We start from the raw sequence: 17601 nt of genomic DNA on the forward strand, positions 1-17601 counted from the left end.
CACCTTATTTTGAACCTGCGACCCAGTTCATGTTCCATTTGTAATGCCGATCCATTTCTAGGTGCCCTCTAAAATATTTCACAAGCTTTTGTACTTTGAATGTCTCATCATTTACATTTTCGAGCATTGCAATTGCACATGTGTTGAAACCGTTACGGTGCTCATCCATTTTTACAATAATATCTGGGCCGTTTTCCTGTTTTAATGTGACAATACCATCAACCTGTGACCAGTTAGCTACACCTTCATAAATATAAGAGAAAATTAATATTCTTTTTATTTCATGAATCATGTCTCCGTTAATACGTAAATTTTCTCCTTTATTTGAAGCACCAGTGCGATCGTCTTGATCTAAGTGAATGTAAGGCTCGTTATAAAATGAACCAAATATATTTCCAAGTGGTTGTACAACGCCTTTCCAACCGTCTTTAAATTCAAACAAACAGCCTAAATCTAAATCTATTTGAGGGGAGCTATTTGCAGTTAAGGATGAAAAAAATCCTTTTTGTTTTGGTGTACTTTGTTTACCCCAGTTTAAGTTCACTGCAATTTCGCCAAGAGGCTTGTCCGTTTTTTGTAAGTTGATCGTATCTCCAGACTTCTTTAATTCAATTTTAGAAAGGTTAATACTTTTTGAAATAGGAGAAGGTGCAGCGGTTGCCTTTGCAAAAAAATCAGGTGGTGTATGGGATAAACCAAATTGTTTAGAAAGTTCGATAAGCCCGCCTTGCACACCGCGACCGATGGCATCAAATTTCCATTCTCCTTTGTAACGATAGACTTCACAGGCGATTAGTGCAGTTTCGGATGAGAATTGTTCTTCCAGATTATAGCGGAACATTTCGTCATTGTTTGCGGAGTTTAGAATGCGGACGTAAGAGTGAGCTATTTGTCCAAATGTTTGCAGACGAGTTTGTGCTTCGTGAATCGTAATAGTGAAAATAATACGTTCAATATGAGATGGAAGTTTGGAAAGGGAGATGGAAATTTCCTCGTCATCGCCAGATCCAGCTCCTGTACGATTGTCTGATGAAAGTGTAATCGCATCTTGTAAAGCAGATTGCTGTTTATAAAATATAATATGGTCTGTTGTTGTTAAGCGTCCATTTGCATCTAATAAAAAAGCAGCCGCATCTAAATCGAATGCATGTGAATTTGAATTTGTAGGAAGATTCCAGCCGAGACCTATTTTTATATGAGTTAATGTAGGATTTGTTTTTGTTAAATCTACCTTTTGTCCTTTACATAACTGTAGGGGCATTTTGATTTCACCTCATTTAGAATAGTTAATCCAATCGTAACATGCTAAGAAAAGTTTTCCAATTTAGTATTTTAAAAAATTACAAACTTTTCAAAAACAAAGTGAGATAATAAGATAAATGTAGAAATTTGTTAGGAAATTGTTTTTTTGAAAGGAAGAAGAAAAATGAATATACACAAACTAACAGAGGCAGAAGCAAAAGAAATCAATACATGGCAGTATGAGGAACTATATTCGTTATACAGCTTTTCAGGCAGTGAAGAGACAATAGAAGAACTATTAGATGGTACATATTATGGCTGTTGTAATGAACATGGAGAATTAATAGGTTATTTTTGTTTTGGTGAAAACGCACAAGTGCCAGGGGGAAGAGATGCGGAGTTATACGTGGGAGAAGATACTGTAGATATTGGGCTTGGAATGAAGCCAGAGCTAACGGGGCGGGGGCTGGGGAAAGCCTTTTTGCAAGCTGGAATAAATTTGGCGGAAGAGCAAATCCAACCGGATAGACTTCGTTTAAGTGTTGCAGGTTTTAATAAACGTGCAATAAGGTTATATCAACAGGTAGGTTTTGTAGCAGAAAAAACTTTTGATGATAGAGGAAGAGAGTTTATTTTGATGACATATTCCTGTAGGAAGAAGAGAAACTGAAGAATTGATACAATAGGAAAAAGACTGATTGTTATCAGTCTTTTCATATATCATTTAACAATTGGTATTTATGAATCTAATAAAAGAATGCAGTTGAGTGGGGATGTTCTTTCATAATTTTTGTATGGATGGTTTGAATGATAAGCTATTATTTTTTCTACGATCTAATTTTTCTAGGGCCGACAATTAATTTGATTGCTGTACTTTTCTCGTTATTGATGGTGATATCTGTAAATGCTGGAATGAGAACAAGGTCAATGCCGCTAGGAGCTACGAATCCTCTTGCAATAGCAACGGCTTTAACCGCCTGATTTAAAGCACCAGCTCCAACTACTTGAATTTCTGTACTACCTTTTTCTCTTAATACACCGGCAATGGCACCTGCAACCGAATTGGGATTGGATTTTGATGATACTTTTAAAATATTATCCATATAAGTTGCTCCTCCTGTTATTGAATCATTTTTTTTATTACTGAAAGGAATGTAATTCGCATATCTTTAACTAATATTCAGATCCCAATCAAACAGAACCATTAAGTTTATTCATTCGCTACTTTTTAGACTATTCCTGTTTATTCGTGTAAATAAAAAAATAATAGGTGTATGAAAAAATCTTGAAAAGAAAGAAAAACATAACGGACCATGATTTTTTCACATGGTCCGTTATGCTTTCTATAACATTTTCAGCTGAAAGTATTACGTAAAATTATGCTGACTATTGTTTTACTTTATTCCCCATGCTCCGCACGATGTGCCAAACGACTAGAAGCGGCAGCGGCAATACCGCCAACAATGTCATCAAGGAATGTATGGATTTTCCCAGTTGATTTATCATTTAAGTATTCTAAAATACCTGGTTTTAATTTATCGATATATCCAAAGTTTGTGAAGCCGATAGAGCCATACACGTTTACGATAGAAAGTGCGATGACTTCATCAATTCCGTACAATCCTTCATCCCGTTTTACGATATCTTGTAATGGTTCACTTAACATTCCTTTTTCGGCAAGGACATCTAATTCAATTCCTGTAATGAGTGCATTTTGTACTTCGCGTTTGGATAATACACGTTCTACGTTGTAACGACATTCTGACATCTCTAAATTTGGATGGTATTTCTTTTGAAGAAAATGAACAAGCTCCGCAATATCATCGATTGTTACACCACGTTCTTGTAGAAGTTGTAATGCTCTTTCTTGTAGTTGATTTGATTCTTTCATGTTATCACCTTTTTTTCTTTTTATTATTTGTATACGTTTTACTGCTTTATCATGTGCATAGGAATGAAAGGCGAGCACAAGCTCATATATATAAAGAAAAACCATAGGTGGCGACTATGATGATTCAGCATATTTATGAGCATTATCAAATGCATGTCAAAGAATTAATCCCCCTTGGCCCCTATAAAAGCTTTTGGATTCGCAATAAAATTTATGTACTTCTTCCGATTGGAAATATGGAGGAAGATGTACTTGTTGAAATGAAAAAATTAAGCGATTATATGAACCAGCAAGGGGATATTACTGTTGCGACTTTCGTCCCGACGGTGCACGGTTACTATGTAAGTGAGATAGAAGAAAAAAATTACTGTTTATTAAAAGGTATGCGTTTGCTTGAACGACATGCTACTTCGTTAGGTAGTGAGCTTTCCTTATTCCATAAACGAGGCGCTTTTTTTCCAGAAGAAATAGAACAATTAAGTCGCATTGGTGAATGGAAGTCGTTGTGGGAAAAAAGGCTCGATCAATTAGAGCGATTTTGGCAATCACAACTTATGAATCAGCCATCAGATGTATTTGATCAACTATTTATTGAGTCTTTCCCATACTATTTAGGCATTGCTGAAAATGCCATTCAATATGTTGTTGATACAGAAATAGATGATACACCTCAGCTTGCCGATGCAGCAACAATCTGTCAAGAACGCTGTACCCCTTTATTATGGCAGCAAACTAATAAATTAAAAATCCCCATCGATTGGGTATATGATCATCCAAGTAGAGATTTGGCGGAATGGATTCGATATGTATCGATGGAAAAGAAGAAAGATTGGGAACAAACAATTTTTCAGTTTGTAACGGATTATGAGAAAAATTATGCACTTTCTTCTTTTGGCTGGCGTCTATTATTTGCGCGTCTTCTCTTTCCACTTCGCTACTTTGAAACGGTAGAACAGTACTATCTGACGGGAAATGAAGAACAAAAAAGTATGTATCGAGATCGCTTAGAAGACATTTTACACGATGTGAACCGTTCAGAGCAATTTATGAAGCATTTTTATGAATTTCTTCGCTTGCCTGTTGATAAGCTCGGAATTCGAAAGTTGGATTGGTTATCTTAATACGAATTTACAAAAAAGAGACCATAGTGGTCTCTTTTTTTGTAAATTATCCAGTGGAAGCAATTCTAAGCGAGCCGCTACCGCTTTAAATTTAAAATACTTGTTCTACTTCGATAACGCCTGGTACTTCTTCAAGTAGTGCGCGTTCGATACCAGCTTTTAATGTGATTGTAGAACTTGGGCAGCTACCGCATGCACCCATAAGGCGTAGTTTTACAATACCTTCTTCAATATCTACTAATTCAACGTCACCGCCATCACGAAGTAAGAACGGACGTAATTTATCTAATACTTCTAGTACTTGTTCTTGCATATTTGGGTTTTCCATTTTTATCGACTCCTTTCATCCATTTTATTATAATCAAGATACAGGGGAAAATCTATTTTTTCTGTTTTTGTTTTATTGTCGAAATATTGTATCATGTTTACAATGTGTTTTTTCAGTATAGAGGACAAGAATTAAGCTTGTAAAGAGATGTGCTTATGAGGAAAGTCACCGAATCGTACTGTTAGAACAGAGAAGTGGGGGAGAAATAATGGTAAATGTTCAAGTATATGGGGCAAAAGTAATTTGTGCGAGCTGCGTTGGAATGCCGTCTTCGACTGAAACATTTGAATGGCTACAAGCGGCAATTGGTCGTAAATATGAAGGTCAAGATGATAAATTTAAGTTTGAATACGTTGATATTCAAGAAGAGCAAGAAGATGCAGAAAAGCAAGCTTTCGTAGAGCGTGTAATTGAAGAGGATTTATTTTATCCAGTTGTTCTTGTAAACGGTGAAATCGTTGGAGAAGGGAATCCTCGTTTGAAGGACGTATATGAAGAAATCGAGAAATATTTATAATACAAAAAAGTCTTTGCGGTAGCAAAGGCTTCTCTTATATGTTTATGTGGAAAAAATAACCTTTATAGGTAATCTTATCAAGGGGGTATGCGTGTGAAAGGGGTAGTGAAACATAGACTTCCAGAAGAAGTAAAGGTCTTAATGGAGCGATATGTGATTGGATTACAAGATATTTTTTTAAACGAACAATTAATTGGAGTATATGTATATGGTTCAATTGCATTAGGAGCATTTCATTTAGAAACGAGTGACGTTGATTTTGTTACAGTAACGAGAGAGTCGGTCAGTGAAACCCAGAACATACAAATAATTGAGTTACACAAAAAATTGAGTAAAAGCATGTTAGGAAGACGAATGGACGGTATGTATATTCCACTTGCTGATTTAGGGAAATACAATGAGGAAATGCTGCAGTATGTCTATTGTGCAGATGGAAAAGCTCACACAGGACATTGGGATGTGAATGCTGTAACGTGGTGGACGTTAAAAAATCAAGGGATTACTGTAATTGGGGAGGAAGCAAGTAAGCTTCCGTTTCAGACGCCATGGAGTGATGTGGTAGAAACGATGAAATATAATGTAGAACAGTACTGGAGTAAAAAAGCATCACGGCCATATTTATTTTTAATTGAAGAATGGGTAGAATCAGCTGTTGTAACGATGGGACGCATTTTGTATACATTAGAGCATAAAATAATTGTTTCAAAAGATGAGGGATTACAATATATGATGAGGGCGTCTAGTGAAAAATGGATGCCTTTGTTACAAGAGGTAGAGCGGATGCGTCATAATAAGAGAGCAAAACGAATGATTTCCATTTGGAAGCGGGCAGATATGACGAAGAAGTATTTGCTTAGTGGGATAGAGGAGTGCCGGAGGAAATGGGAAGGATAAAAAAGCAGTCATACTACAAATAGTATGGCTGCTCAGTTTGTAGATAAAGGGATTTGTTAGTGCTTAACGTACACACTACTTAGCTACTCATTATTATGCTGTGGAAGTATTCTCGTCTTTACGTACTTCGAAAAACTCATTTTTGCACAGGTATTTAAAAATTCTTTGTGTAACTTGTTCTTCTTGATCTAGCAAGAAGCGATGATCAAAAGCATAGAAGGATTGTCCCTGAATTAGTTTAACATAATACATAACCGATACCTCCATTATAGAACGATACAAATCTAAAGATTTATTACTATAATATCCTTAAATTGGATTAATATACCAGGTGTGTTAATCAGGGATTCTATATAAACCCATCTTGATTTTCCAACATATAAAACGCGGCTATGGAAACAAAAGCGGATCTCCACTCGTTTACTCCCTTTGTTTTAACATGGCATGGGGCAGGGAAAGGCCCTAACCGCTTCTATGCATGGCTAGATGCTCTCTCCCATCTAAAGATTAGGTTTTATTCCGGTTTTTCAATTTGTACTTACATATTCATATCGTATCAAAAAAGGAGAAAAATAGAAAAAAACAAGAGCGATAAGCTCTTGTTTTTTAACCATTATGATATTTATACATCCAAAGGATACCCGACTTGAGAAGTCTAGGAACTCGTCCCATTAATGGTTGATTTGCTAATAATCCGAATCCGTGTTTCTTACCGAGAGAACCGAGAACACCTTTTAATTTAATAACAGGTAGTTCATCAGGAAGGGGCTCATTGTTCCAACGTTTTAATAATATTTGGACAATTTGTTCACCTTGGCCCTCAGCAAGCTGTGCAGATGGGGCATGTGGAAGAGAAGCGCAATCTCCTACAACATAAACATGCTCATCATTTGGAATATTATGATATTTTGTTAATACAATCCGACCACTACTATCTTGTTCAACTGGAAGGTTTCGAACAACTTCGTTTGCTTGAATACCAGCTGTCCATACGATTGCATCACATTGAAGCGGTTCGTCATGGTTGTACACAACGTTTGGTTCTACTTTCGTAATGTTAGAGTTTCGTATAATTGTAACATTATGCTTTACGAACCACTCTTCTACGTATCTACTTAATTTTTCTGGGAACGGGAATAAAATGCGATCTTTTCGATCAAATAAGTAGATCTTTAAATCAGAACGGCTTTCACGAAGTTCACTTGCAACTTCAACACCGCTTAAACCAGCACCGACAACAGCGACCGTTGCGTTTGGTTCTAAACTATTTAATTGTTCATACGTTTTACGAGTTTGTTCAATTGATTGAAGGCTATGTGTATATTCCTTCGCCCCCGGAACATTATGATACTTGTCTTCGCAGCCAAGACCGATAATTAAGTCATCATATTCGACAACTTCACCGCCATCGAGATGAACGGCTTTGTTTTCAATGTCAACATTCGTTACAGTGCCATATTGAATGTTGAGACGCGGGTGTTCTGGAAACGGAATGCGAATATGTGTTTCTGAAATTGTACCCGCTACTAATGCGTAATATTCTGTTTTAAAACAGTGGTATGGTACTTTGTCGATTAATGTCACTTGGACATCATCTGGGAGTTGATTGTTTGGAAGAAGCCGTTGTAGAATTCTCATTCCACCGTAGCCGCCACCCAGTAATACGAGGTGTTTCATGATGGATTACCCCTTTTCTGTTGAAATATCCCCTAATCATACAATTATATATTGAAAAAATATTTTGACTTTACTCACTCAAATTATATCGAATTTGTGAACAAATAACAATGCATGAATGTGTACTCTGTTGTACAATAAGAAGAAAAGTGGACAAACTGTTTTAATTTGTATGCTGGAAAATCAATATGTAGATAAAAAAACGATAGAAACCCTTTCTTTTAGGTTGGAGAGAGCGTCCGCCGATGGATAGAAGCGGTCAGTGCCTTTGTTGGCTCCATGCGGTGTGAAACCAGAAGGATGAAATGAGTGGGGATCTTTTTTTGTTTTCATAGCAGTAGTTTGTATGCTGGGAAATCAATATGTAGATAAAAAAACGATAGAAACCCTTTCTTTTAGGTTGGAGAGAGCGTCCGCCGATGGATAGAAGCGGTCAGTGCCTTTGTTGGCCCCATGCGGTGTGAAACCAGAAGGAGGAAATGAGTGGAGATCTTTTTTTGTTTTCATAGCAGTGAACTGTATGTTGGGAAATCAACATGGATTTATATAGAGAAGATCTTTTGATTCGAAATGAAACAGTAAAGTAGCTAAATATTTTATTAGGTGTAATTAAAACAACAAGAAACAGCTTAGTTTTCATATTATAGATTTATTTTTTGGAGATACAGGGGGGATTGTTTTGATTAAGCCATTAATCGAATTTTGTGTAGGTAATCTTGCGAGTGGCTCACAAGCAGCGCTAGAAAAATTTGAAAAAGATCCAAATTTAGATGTTATGGAGTACGGTTGTCTGGGATATTGTGGCATTTGTTTTGAAGGGCCTTTTGCACTTGTAAACGGGGAAGTCGTACAAGGTGCAACGGTAGAAGAGCTTGTGAAAAATGTATACGATTATTTAGATGAAAACCCAATGTTTTAAGGCGTTGCATATAAGCAACGTCTTTTTTATCATTTTAACCGAGAAGACTCCCTCCTCTAAACGAAGTGAAGGTGGGGGAGTTCAATTGTTTCACCAGAGTAAAAATTCTTTTAGAGGAAATGCTAACAAAGAATTTGAACTTTAGAGGTGACAGAATGAATATTATTTGGGGATTCGGTGGAATAATCGTTATTCTTTTAATTGGTTATTTACTTTCAAATAATAAAAGAGCAATCTCGCCGCGTACTGTATTTGGTGGACTCGCAATTCAGTTATTATTTGGCTTTATCGTATTAGAGTGGGATGTAGGGCGAATGGTTTTAGAGAAGGTAACGCAGTTTGTGCAAAAGATTATGGATTTTGCGAATGCTGGTATTTTATTTTTATTCGGTAGTTTAGGGGACCCAACGAAAACAACTGGATTCGTATTTGCGTTTCGGGTACTGCCAATTTTAATTTTCTTATCATCGGTTATTGCTGTTTTATATTATTTAGGAATTATGCAATGGATTGTTCGAATTGTCGGTGGTGCACTAGCAAAGCTACTAGGGACTAGTCAATCCGAATCGTTATCTGCAACAGCGAATATCTTTTTAGGACAGACAGAAGCTCCGCTTGTGATTCGACCATACATGCCACGCCTGACAAAGTCAGAGCTGTTTGCGGTGATGGTGGGAGGATTAGCATCTGTATCAGGCTCAACGCTTTTTGGATATGCTGCGCTTGGCGTGCCGCTTAAGTTTTTATTAGCGGCAAGCGTTATGGCGGCACCTGCTGGACTTGTTATGGCAAAATTATTGTTTCCAGAAACAGATAAGCCAGAAGTACATAATAAGCATGAAGACGATGATAAAGATGGTGACAAAAAACCAGCAAACGTCATCGATGCCGCAGCGCGCGGAGCAGCTGATGGATTATCACTTGCTTTAAATGTTGGAGCAATGTTAATTGCTTTTATTGCCATCATCGCTCTTTTGAATGGAATTGTTGGTGGGATTGGTGGTCTTTTCGGTTATCCAGATCTATCACTACAACTTATATTAGGATATATTTTTTCACCGCTTGCGTTTGTCATTGGTGTACCGTGGGCAGAAGCCATTACAGCTGGAAGTTTTATTGGAGAAAAGTTAATTTTAAATGAGTTTGTAGCGTTTACTGATTTTGCTCCTTATATGGGGAAACTTTCAGAGAAAACAATGGCAATGATTACCTTTGCACTTTGCGGATTTGCGAATCTATCTTCTGTTGCCATTTTACTTGGGGGACTTGGGGGAATGGCGCCAACCCGTCGTAGTGATATTGCGAAATTTGGAATAAAGTCAATTGTAGCTGGAACACTTGCTAACTTATTGAGCGCTGCAATTGCAGGAATGTTTGTGTGAAATAAAAAAAGGCCCTTTCCGAGAAGGGCTTTTTTCTTACACAATTTGTGTAAGAACGGCTCTTATATAAAAGCCATCAAAACGTTGTCAAATATGAGAAACGGGGGACGTTCTTATTGTGTTCCAAAAGCATGCATTTTATACTTAAAACAACAAATTTTTTTTGGAGTGAATGAGGATGAACAAATTTTCTTTTACAAAAATGCATGGTCTTGGGAATAGCTATATATATGTAAATATGTTTGAAGAGCAAATTCCAGAAGAGGAACTATCTCTTGTAGCGGAAAAAGTGTCGAATATCAACACTGGAATTGGCGCAGATGGAATGATTTTAATTTGTCCGTCTGAAGTAGCACCAGTAAAAATGCGCATGTTTAATAATGATGGGTCAGAAGGAAAAAGCTGTGGGAATGGACTGCGTTGCGTAGCGAAATATGCGTATGAGCATAAACTAGTAGAAGAGACCGTTTTTACAATAGAAACAATGGCTGGAATTGTAACGGCTGAAGTGACAGTAGAAGACGGTATCGTTACATTAGCTAAAATTGATATGGGAGCACCTCGTGTAACTCGTGCAGAGTTACCGATGCTTGGCGAGGGAGAAACACCGTTTATTCGTGAAGACTTCCTATACAATAATCATCGCTATGCGTTTACTGCTGTTTCAATGGGAAATCCGCATGCGGTCATTTTTGTTGATGATGTGGAAGAAGCTCCGCTTACAACATTAGGACCGGTACTTGAGACACATGAAATGTTCCCGGAACGCGTAAATGTTGAATTTATTGAAATTGTGAATGACAATGAAATGAACTTCCGCGTTTGGGAACGCGGATCAGGTGTAACGCAGGCGTGTGGAACAGGAGCATGCGCAGCAGTTGTGGCAGCAGTGTTAAATGAAAAAATGAAGCGTGGTGAAGAAATTACGGTTCATTTAGCAGGTGGCGATTTAATGATTGCTTGGACAGAAGAAGGAAACGTTTTGATGAAAGGTCCAGCAGAAGTAATTTGCCGCGGAGTGTATGAGTACAAGATAGAAGCGTAAAGATGTATAATAGAAAGATAGAAGAAAGGAAGGTGGATTTCATGATTGATGTAACAAAACAAGCAGCATTTCAAATTAAAGATATGTTAAAAGATGCTGAAGATGGGGAGAAATACGTTCGCCTTGCTGTGCATGGCGGTGGATGTAGCGGTCTTTCTTACGGTCTAGGATTTGAAAGAGAACCAAATGAAGACGACACAGTTCTTGAGTTTTTCGGTGTTGAATTTGTTATTGATAAAGAAAGTGCTCCGATTGTAAAAGGAGTAAAAATTGATTACAAGCAATCTATGCTTGGCGGCGGGTTCACAATCGATAACCCGAATGCAATCGCATCATGCGGATGTGGATCATCTTTCCGTACGGCGTCGAATGCTGGTAAGCCGGAAGAGTGCTAATGTAATGCTTTTCGTATCGAGATATGATTGAGTTTTGCAGACTTAATCAAACGCTTATTTAATTCGCTATAAAGGAAAAGAGTGTCCGAAGACGGACGCTCTTTTTTTATTAAATTCACAAAATGTTCAAACAAATAGGTCTAAAAACTCGGAAGTTATAGTATTCTTGAATTAAGAATAATTTTTCGACAAATAAAGACAAAAAATTTATGGTGATTGGAAAATTTTATTTTATATCTGTGATTGCACAGACAATAAGGAGAAATGATTATGGCGAACAAAYATTGTAAATTACTTCATAAATCGTTTAAAGAATTGGTACAAGAAAATAAACAAAAGATATTGAATGATAAACAAGAGATGGAAAAAATTGAACAACGTATTGAACAACGTTATACAATTAATAAATCGGCTTCCTAATTAGGATACGAAAACTTTGTTGATATACAAAAAAGAAGATAATCGACTAGTTGCAGTAGTTGATTATCTTTTTTGTTTTTTCAGTGCTTAATCTTACAAAAGTGTAATATTCATGTCATGTTTTTGAATTTCTCCTCAAGCAAAAAGAGATTATGATAACAACATAATAAAAAACACATGAGGTGAATGACGTGAAAAGATATATTGCACTTTTTAGTATTTTAGTTGTATTTGCTAGCCTTCTAGTTGGTTGCGATTTGAACCGTATGGGAAAAGATGAGTACTACGTTCAAATTACAGTTGATGGARCGGAAAAGACAGGTAAAGCTGATGATGGTCGCACATACAAATCATTTGAGTATAAATTACCTGCATTCGATAAAGAAGGTAAAGAAAAAGAAATGGAATTTACAGCTAATAAGAACCTTCGTAAAGAAGCATTTTTACGCGTATATTATTCTGATAAAAAAGGTGTAACAGCTTGGGAAGAAGTAAAGAAAGACGAGCTTCCTGCAAAAGTGAAAGGAAAATTAGGCGTGAAATAATGAAGAAGGATTTGACCTCTAGGTCAAATCCTTTATTTGTTTTCAAAATCTTCTTCTGAAATTACTGTAAAGCCATGTCGTCTAAACAATGCTGTTGTCACACCGTACCCCTCTTGTTTATTTCCGTTAAATTCTCCTGTATAAATAGTAGAACTACCACAAGACGGACTTCGCTCTTTTAAAATGATATATTCGGGATTTAAATCTTTTATTTTTTCCAAAGCTTGATAAGCTCCTTGAACAAAAAAATTTGTTACATCGTTCCCGTCTTTATCCATCACCTTTGCTTTACCATCTAGTACATCGTCCCCATTGCCGCCGATGATTTCTGCTGATGGACGGGGGGTAGGTAAACCTCCCAATACTTCTGGGCAAACAAGGACGGTTTCCTCTTTCTGTAATAGCTCTTCTATTGCTGAGATTAGGTTGTCATTTCCGTCATAACGACAAGCAATGCCAGCTAAGCATGCACTAATTATAATCATGTTTTTCACCTCAGATCATTAGGGGATCTCTTATATATAATTTAACGGAAACATATGGTGAATTTCAAAGTAAAGAAAGATGTAATATATATTTCGTAATAATCTTACAATTCAATCATATATATGGACCTTTAAAAAACATTTAATTTAATAGATTTACTTGGCAAAATGGTACAGAATATATTTTTTTTGGAAAAAAATGAAAAAGATGATTATTACATCTTTACTTTCTACTGCGCTATTCATTCTAGTTATTGCTCATGCAGAAGAAAACAAGGCGATTCAACATGCTACTGCTTCTAAAATTACGGATGTAAGTAATGCCAGCCAAGCTAAAGGCTGGGTACAACAAAATGGAAGCTGGTATCACCTCGACTTTTATGGGAAAATGGTAACAGGTGAAAAATTTATTGATAACAACTGGTACTATTTTAATGATAACGGTGTTTGGATTTGTTAATTATAAGTAATAGTCTTTATCGATAAGTAAAGCAGGCCGCGGGATTAAATACGACCTGCTTTGTTTTTTATGCTTTCAAAGCATCAAAAATGAGAGATTTCTATCATTTCATGAAAACATATAGCGCATTTTAGAACGCTATCAAACTTGTATAATTTTAAAAAATTATCTAGTAATTTGTTTATAACAATCTATAGCTCATAACCATCTGTTGATTTATTTGTATATATATTACAAAAAAACATTTAATTTGTTAGATAAAATTGGTAAAATAATATAAACTATCTATTTTGAAAAGGGGAAAGAGAATGAAAAAGGGAAATAAAATGAAAAAGATGATTGCTACTTCTGTACTTTCTACTGCACTATTAATTCCAGCTATTGCTCATGCAGAAGAAAACAAGACGATTCAAAATTCTACTGCTACTCCTAAAGTTGCAAGTGTAAGTAAGGCTACTCAAGCTCAAGGGTGGGTAAAACAACAGGGTAAATGGTACTACTATAAAAATGGGAAAAAGGTAACAGGTTGGTCATCTATTGGTGGTAAATGGTACTACTTTAGCTCTTATGGAACTATGCAAACAGGCTGGGTTTCCATTCAAGATAAAAAAACAGGGAAATATACATATTACTATCTAAATGAAAGCACGGGAGCAATGCACACAGGTTGGACGAAAGTTAATGGCTCTTGGTATTTCTTAAATAATAATGGAGTAAAACAAACAGGCTGGCTATCTACTGGCGGAAAATGGTATTACCTTGGCAGTTACGGAATTATGGAGACAGGCTGGATTTCATTCAAAGATAACAAAACAGGAAAATATACGTATTACTATCTTGATACAAACACTGGTGCTATGAAAACAGGTTGGGCGCAAATTAATGGCTCTTGGTATTTCTTAAATAATAATGGGGTAAAACAAACAGGCTGGCTATCTACTGGCGGAAAATGGTATTACCTTGACTCATACGGCGGAGAAATGAAAACTGGAAGAGTTTCTATAAACAAGGTATATTACCACTTCGATAACACTGGTGCTATGCAAACCGGTTGGCAAAAATCGGGCAATTACTGGTACTACTTTAACCAAAATGGATCAGAACACAGAGGTTGGTTAAAACTTGGTGGAAGCTGGTACTACCTCGATGCTTCTTTTGGTGATATGAGAACAGGCCCGGTATTTATTGATAACAAATGGCACAAGTTCAATAGTAACGGTGTTTGGGTTGGTTATTGGTAAGAAATAGTCCTTATTGATAAACAAGACAGGTCGCATAATTGAATGCGGCCTGTTTTTTTGTTTTACGTCTCCAGTTCATCAAGAATTTTAAAAATAAATCGCCCATTCTGCTTTATCGCACCTATTTATATATGGGGTGATAAAAATGGGAACTTTCTATCATTTAATGAAAACATATAGCGAATTTCAAAGTAAAGAAGAGTTTAATACATACCAGCAGCAAATTTTAATCTGTTATCAAGCAAACATAAATAAAACGGACTTTTTAGTGATTCGTTTTTTAGGGAGATATGCGATTAATGAAAAGCAAAAAACAGTTGGAGTTGCTTGTCCGTTAATGGCAACAATTGCGACCAAAATAGGAAAAAGTATTCGTACGGTGCGTCGCTCTGTTGCCAAACTGGAGGAACTCGGGATTATTGAGCGGATTCCTACGAAAGAAAGATATAAGCGCGGGGGATATAGTGCGAACTTATATGTATTTCGTAAAGCAGCTGTTGACCGTATGGATGACCGTATGGATGACCGTATGAAAATGACCGCATGTGAAAAGAGCGTACATGTAGAGGGGCGTAAGAAGGAAGAGGTGTCAGAAAAGGAGGAAACTATTCTTTTTAAAAACTTTTCTCAAGTACAAAAGAAAAGAGAAACGTATGAACTTGATGAAACATATTGTCGTCATGATATTCCAATTGCATTTGTAGATGCAATTGTTCCGATGTCGAGAAATCCACAAACGATTAATTTGCTTTGGAGTAAGGTGGAACTTGCTTATAAAAAGAGTGGTTTATTAGAACAAGGGGTATTTTTTGAGCAATTGATTACGGATGAGGAGACTTGTACGCAACTTATCTGTCGTACGAAAAGTGTGGTAAGAGCGTATAAATGTGGAGAGATTCGTAAAGATGTTAGAGCACTCTTGTATAGTACGATGCGAGCTCTATTTTTAGATGTTGGGTTAGAATGGGGGGCGGCTATAAGAAGGAGCAGGAAGGTGACCTTATTTGATCCATTCAAAAAAGAGTCATGCATATGACACATGACTCCCCTTGATTAATCGAATTTTCGTACAACAGGAACGCGAATCGCAATAAATAATACAAAGACAATCACTGCGATTGCGCCGCTTTTCATAATCGTCACAATCGGAATACCAGCTGCAAGTGCGAGTGATGTGAATGCATAGGAAAGCGGGATGAAGCCCATAGATGATAGCATCAGCAAGCTCATGACGCGCCCCATCATTTCTTCTTTGACAGTAGATTGAATCATCGCCATTAACGGAACGATAGCCATGGCAATTGTAATGCCGTAAAATACGCCTGCTAATAATGCTTGCCAAAGTGCTGTGCTGAAGTTAATGGATAAGAAGAAAACGCCAGATAACAGCATCATAATGATGCAAAACAAGCCGCGTCTACGATTAATGTTTTTAAGGCCAACAATGACAGCACCAATTGCCATTCCGCCTCCAACAGCTGCTTCTAAATAACTAAATTGAAGCGAGTCACCATGCAGTACATTTTTGATAAATAACGGGAAGCCAACTTGCATTGGGCCGATTAAAAATAGATTTAAAAAGGCGCTACAGGTAAGAAATGTTGAAAGAAAAGGCGATTCCTTTACGTACAAAATGCCTTCTTTAATGGAGGTAAACATTCCTTTGTCTATATCCGTTTTTTCTTGCAATGTAAATTGGATTTTTTGGACGAGTATAGCAGCAATAATGAGAAGCAGAATAGTAATAGTAAAAATGGTCTCATAGTTACTAAACTTGATGAGAATGCCACCGAGTACAGGTCCTAAAATTACGGATGCTTGGTTCGTCATTTGGGTAAGTGAATTCGCCTGTGTTAAACGATGTTTTTCTACAAGTTCAGGGAGAATGGAACCGTCTGCTGACCAAAAGAAGGCGTCCGCTAATCCGAAAAACAAAGCAAACAAAGCAAACGTATATAACGTTACATGACCAACGATAAACCAGATTAGAATTGTTGCGACAAGAAGTGCACGAATGATATTTGAGTAAAACATAATATTTTTTTTCGGAAATTTATCTGCGACAGCTCCGCCGACAATCATAAAGATAAGTCTTGGGACGCTAAGTGCAACAAAGACAACACCTAGTGAAGCTTCGAGATTTAATGTTTTCGCTATGTACCATGTTTGGGAAAAGGTAAAAAAAGCTAAAGCAAAGCTTGAAAATAGAGTAGCTGCCCAGAGAAATAGGAAGTTTGTATTTTGTAGTAAAGGTGTTCCGCCTTCTGTTGGAGCAGATTTGTTTTTTTGTAGTTCCTCCATATTGCTTCCTTTCTATGTAACAATTTTGAGTGGATATAAAATCCTGTTAACACTCGTTTTATACAGTTTCTAATATTTCTATACTGCACTTTTTCATTGTAGACAATAATAGCACATTTGCCCAGTGGATTTTTTAAGGCAAAAAAATAAGAAGATGCGAAAGCACCTTCTTATTATATGGTTTAGGCTAATGCAATATAGATATCAACTTGCGCATCATTTGGATCCATCGCTCGTTCATCATACAATTCAAAGTCTGTTGTGAAAGCACGTTTGTTTTCTTTCGACCACTTCCAAATGTCTTGCCATGTTTCTACGGTGACTTCTGATACTGGGCCTTTGCGAGTCGTAAATACCGCATATGTCTGAGCAGGTATTGTGAGAGATGTCATATTTTCAGGGATGGTGTCTAATGAAGAGACTGGCATACCAATTGTATATGTATAGGCTCCAGTTTCATCGGACTCATAGTTTGAATACAATGCAAGTGTTTCGCTTTGCTTACTTTTGTTAGGAATTTGATCTGTTATTTGACCTTGGCAGTAGTCGGTCCATAGCTTGGGGATCTTTCCTTCAGTGGACATTTCAATTTCATTTTTTGTTGTAGCGGAGATGCCAATCGCTTGGAAAGCTTCTTTTTTAATAAACTTTGGTTGACTCATGTTTTATACTCCTCCTTTTTCAGTAAGAACAAACGTTCTTTTGATTGTACCATAATTATACAGATAAGGGGAGGAT

22 protein-coding genes are annotated in these 17601 nt (G+C 36.7%); 13 read left to right on the forward strand and 9 right to left on the reverse strand.

The window, feature by feature from the left end; translation table 11 throughout:
• Window positions 1-4 precede the first annotated feature (4 nt).
• Window positions 5-1261, reverse strand: a complete 1257-nt coding sequence (locus tag AC1DIT_RS04495; RefSeq protein WP_016112365.1) for a TerD family protein — start codon at window positions 1259-1261, stop codon at window positions 5-7.
• 165 nt (window positions 1262-1426) lie between these two features.
• Here AC1DIT_RS04495 and AC1DIT_RS04500 point away from each other — a divergent pair, with 165 nt between their 5' ends.
• Entirely contained in the window at window positions 1427-1912 is a 486-nt protein-coding gene (locus tag AC1DIT_RS04500) for a GNAT family N-acetyltransferase (protein ID WP_016112364.1), read from the forward strand.
• Between the two features lie 157 nt (window positions 1913-2069).
• On the opposite strand, the gene AC1DIT_RS04505 is transcribed toward AC1DIT_RS04500, so the two are convergent.
• Window positions 2070-2345 carry a stage V sporulation protein S gene (locus AC1DIT_RS04505; protein ID WP_003201532.1) on the reverse strand — a complete coding sequence of 92 codons (276 nt, stop codon included), beginning with the start codon at window positions 2343-2345 and terminating at the stop codon, window positions 2070-2072.
• Between the two features lie 296 nt (window positions 2346-2641).
• The gene (locus tag AC1DIT_RS04510) at window positions 2642-3133 is read right to left on the reverse strand and encodes a phosphatidylglycerophosphatase A family protein (protein WP_016112363.1); all 492 of its coding nucleotides are present in this window, start codon (window positions 3131-3133) and stop codon (window positions 2642-2644) included.
• Window positions 3134-3252: 119 nt separating this feature from the next.
• Here AC1DIT_RS04510 and yutH point away from each other — a divergent pair, with 119 nt between their 5' ends.
• Window positions 3253-4254, forward strand: coding sequence for a spore coat putative kinase YutH (gene yutH / locus AC1DIT_RS04515; RefSeq protein ID WP_033670849.1), 1002 nt, complete (start codon window positions 3253-3255; stop codon window positions 4252-4254).
• Between the two features lie 91 nt (window positions 4255-4345).
• On the opposite strand, the gene AC1DIT_RS04520 is transcribed toward yutH, so the two are convergent.
• A complete protein-coding gene (locus tag AC1DIT_RS04520; protein WP_000431179.1) occupies window positions 4346-4582 on the reverse strand; it encodes a NifU family protein in 237 nt (78 codons plus the stop codon).
• Window positions 4583-4790: 208 nt separating this feature from the next.
• On the opposite strand from AC1DIT_RS04520, the gene AC1DIT_RS04525 reads away from it, so the two are divergent.
• Together AC1DIT_RS04525 and AC1DIT_RS04530 are read left to right on the forward strand one after the other, a co-directional pair.
• Window positions 4791-5099 carry a YuzD family protein gene (locus AC1DIT_RS04525; RefSeq protein ID WP_016112361.1) on the forward strand — a complete coding sequence of 103 codons (309 nt, stop codon included), beginning with the start codon at window positions 4791-4793 and terminating at the stop codon, window positions 5097-5099.
• An 87-nt stretch (window positions 5100-5186) separates the two neighbouring features.
• On the forward strand, window positions 5187-5993 hold the full coding sequence (locus tag AC1DIT_RS04530) for a nucleotidyltransferase domain-containing protein (RefSeq protein ID WP_077295368.1): 807 nt from the start codon (window positions 5187-5189) through the stop codon (window positions 5991-5993).
• Window positions 5994-6086: 93 nt separating this feature from the next.
• Here the strand turns inward: AC1DIT_RS04530 and AC1DIT_RS04535 are convergent, their stop codons facing one another.
• A complete protein-coding gene (locus AC1DIT_RS04535) occupies window positions 6087-6245 on the reverse strand; it encodes a YqbF domain-containing protein (RefSeq protein WP_016112359.1) in 159 nt (52 codons plus the stop codon).
• Between the two features lie 354 nt (window positions 6246-6599).
• Window positions 6600-7670 carry an NAD(P)/FAD-dependent oxidoreductase gene (locus AC1DIT_RS04540; protein WP_016112358.1) on the reverse strand — a complete coding sequence of 357 codons (1071 nt, stop codon included), beginning with the start codon at window positions 7668-7670 and terminating at the stop codon, window positions 6600-6602.
• Window positions 7671-8349: 679 nt separating this feature from the next.
• On the opposite strand from AC1DIT_RS04540, the gene AC1DIT_RS04545 reads away from it, so the two are divergent.
• From AC1DIT_RS04545 to AC1DIT_RS04570, 6 genes are all read left to right on the forward strand, one after another.
• Window positions 8350-8589 (forward strand): YuzB family protein, encoded by a 240-nt coding sequence (locus tag AC1DIT_RS04545; RefSeq protein WP_000595023.1) that lies wholly within the window; start codon window positions 8350-8352, stop codon window positions 8587-8589.
• A gap of 155 nt (window positions 8590-8744) precedes the next feature.
• Complete coding sequence (locus tag AC1DIT_RS04550; RefSeq protein ID WP_016112357.1) at window positions 8745-9971, forward strand: NupC/NupG family nucleoside CNT transporter; 1227 nt, start codon at window positions 8745-8747, stop codon at window positions 9969-9971.
• A gap of 178 nt (window positions 9972-10149) precedes the next feature.
• Window positions 10150-11016: a diaminopimelate epimerase gene (gene dapF, locus AC1DIT_RS04555; protein ID WP_016132163.1), complete on the forward strand. Its 867-nt coding sequence runs from the start codon at window positions 10150-10152 to the stop codon at window positions 11014-11016.
• 41 nt (window positions 11017-11057) lie between these two features.
• Complete coding sequence (locus AC1DIT_RS04560) at window positions 11058-11411, forward strand: HesB/IscA family protein (protein WP_016112355.1); 354 nt, start codon at window positions 11058-11060, stop codon at window positions 11409-11411.
• A gap of 270 nt (window positions 11412-11681) precedes the next feature.
• A complete protein-coding gene (locus AC1DIT_RS04565) occupies window positions 11682-11831 on the forward strand; it encodes an FbpB family small basic protein (RefSeq protein ID WP_476998077.1) in 150 nt (49 codons plus the stop codon).
• Between the two features lie 191 nt (window positions 11832-12022).
• Window positions 12023-12376 carry a YxeA family protein gene (locus tag AC1DIT_RS04570; protein ID WP_476998078.1) on the forward strand — a complete coding sequence of 118 codons (354 nt, stop codon included), beginning with the start codon at window positions 12023-12025 and terminating at the stop codon, window positions 12374-12376.
• A gap of 32 nt (window positions 12377-12408) precedes the next feature.
• On the opposite strand, the gene AC1DIT_RS04575 is transcribed toward AC1DIT_RS04570, so the two are convergent.
• Window positions 12409-12861 carry a 2-thiouracil desulfurase family protein gene (locus AC1DIT_RS04575; protein WP_016132383.1) on the reverse strand — a complete coding sequence of 151 codons (453 nt, stop codon included), beginning with the start codon at window positions 12859-12861 and terminating at the stop codon, window positions 12409-12411.
• 208 nt (window positions 12862-13069) lie between these two features.
• Here AC1DIT_RS04575 and AC1DIT_RS04580 point away from each other — a divergent pair, with 208 nt between their 5' ends.
• From AC1DIT_RS04580 to AC1DIT_RS04590, 3 genes are all read left to right on the forward strand, one after another.
• Window positions 13070-13321: a hypothetical protein gene (locus AC1DIT_RS04580; protein WP_229170364.1), complete on the forward strand. Its 252-nt coding sequence runs from the start codon at window positions 13070-13072 to the stop codon at window positions 13319-13321.
• A gap of 308 nt (window positions 13322-13629) precedes the next feature.
• Window positions 13630-14562: an N-acetylmuramoyl-L-alanine amidase family protein gene (locus tag AC1DIT_RS04585; protein WP_016112350.1), complete on the forward strand. Its 933-nt coding sequence runs from the start codon at window positions 13630-13632 to the stop codon at window positions 14560-14562.
• 145 nt (window positions 14563-14707) lie between these two features.
• Complete coding sequence (locus tag AC1DIT_RS04590) at window positions 14708-15598, forward strand: helix-turn-helix domain-containing protein (protein ID WP_033670847.1); 891 nt, start codon at window positions 14708-14710, stop codon at window positions 15596-15598.
• 17 nt (window positions 15599-15615) lie between these two features.
• Here AC1DIT_RS04590 and AC1DIT_RS04595 read toward each other — a convergent pair whose 3' ends face one another.
• Together AC1DIT_RS04595 and AC1DIT_RS04600 are read right to left on the reverse strand one after the other, a co-directional pair.
• On the reverse strand, window positions 15616-16863 hold the full coding sequence (locus AC1DIT_RS04595) for an MFS transporter (RefSeq protein ID WP_016132159.1): 1248 nt from the start codon (window positions 16861-16863) through the stop codon (window positions 15616-15618).
• Window positions 16864-17045: 182 nt separating this feature from the next.
• Window positions 17046-17525, reverse strand: a complete 480-nt coding sequence (locus AC1DIT_RS04600; RefSeq protein WP_016132158.1) for a GyrI-like domain-containing protein — start codon at window positions 17523-17525, stop codon at window positions 17046-17048.
• Window positions 17526-17601 lie beyond the last annotated feature (76 nt).

It is taken from the genome of Bacillus sp. 05T22 (assembly GCF_056396765.1).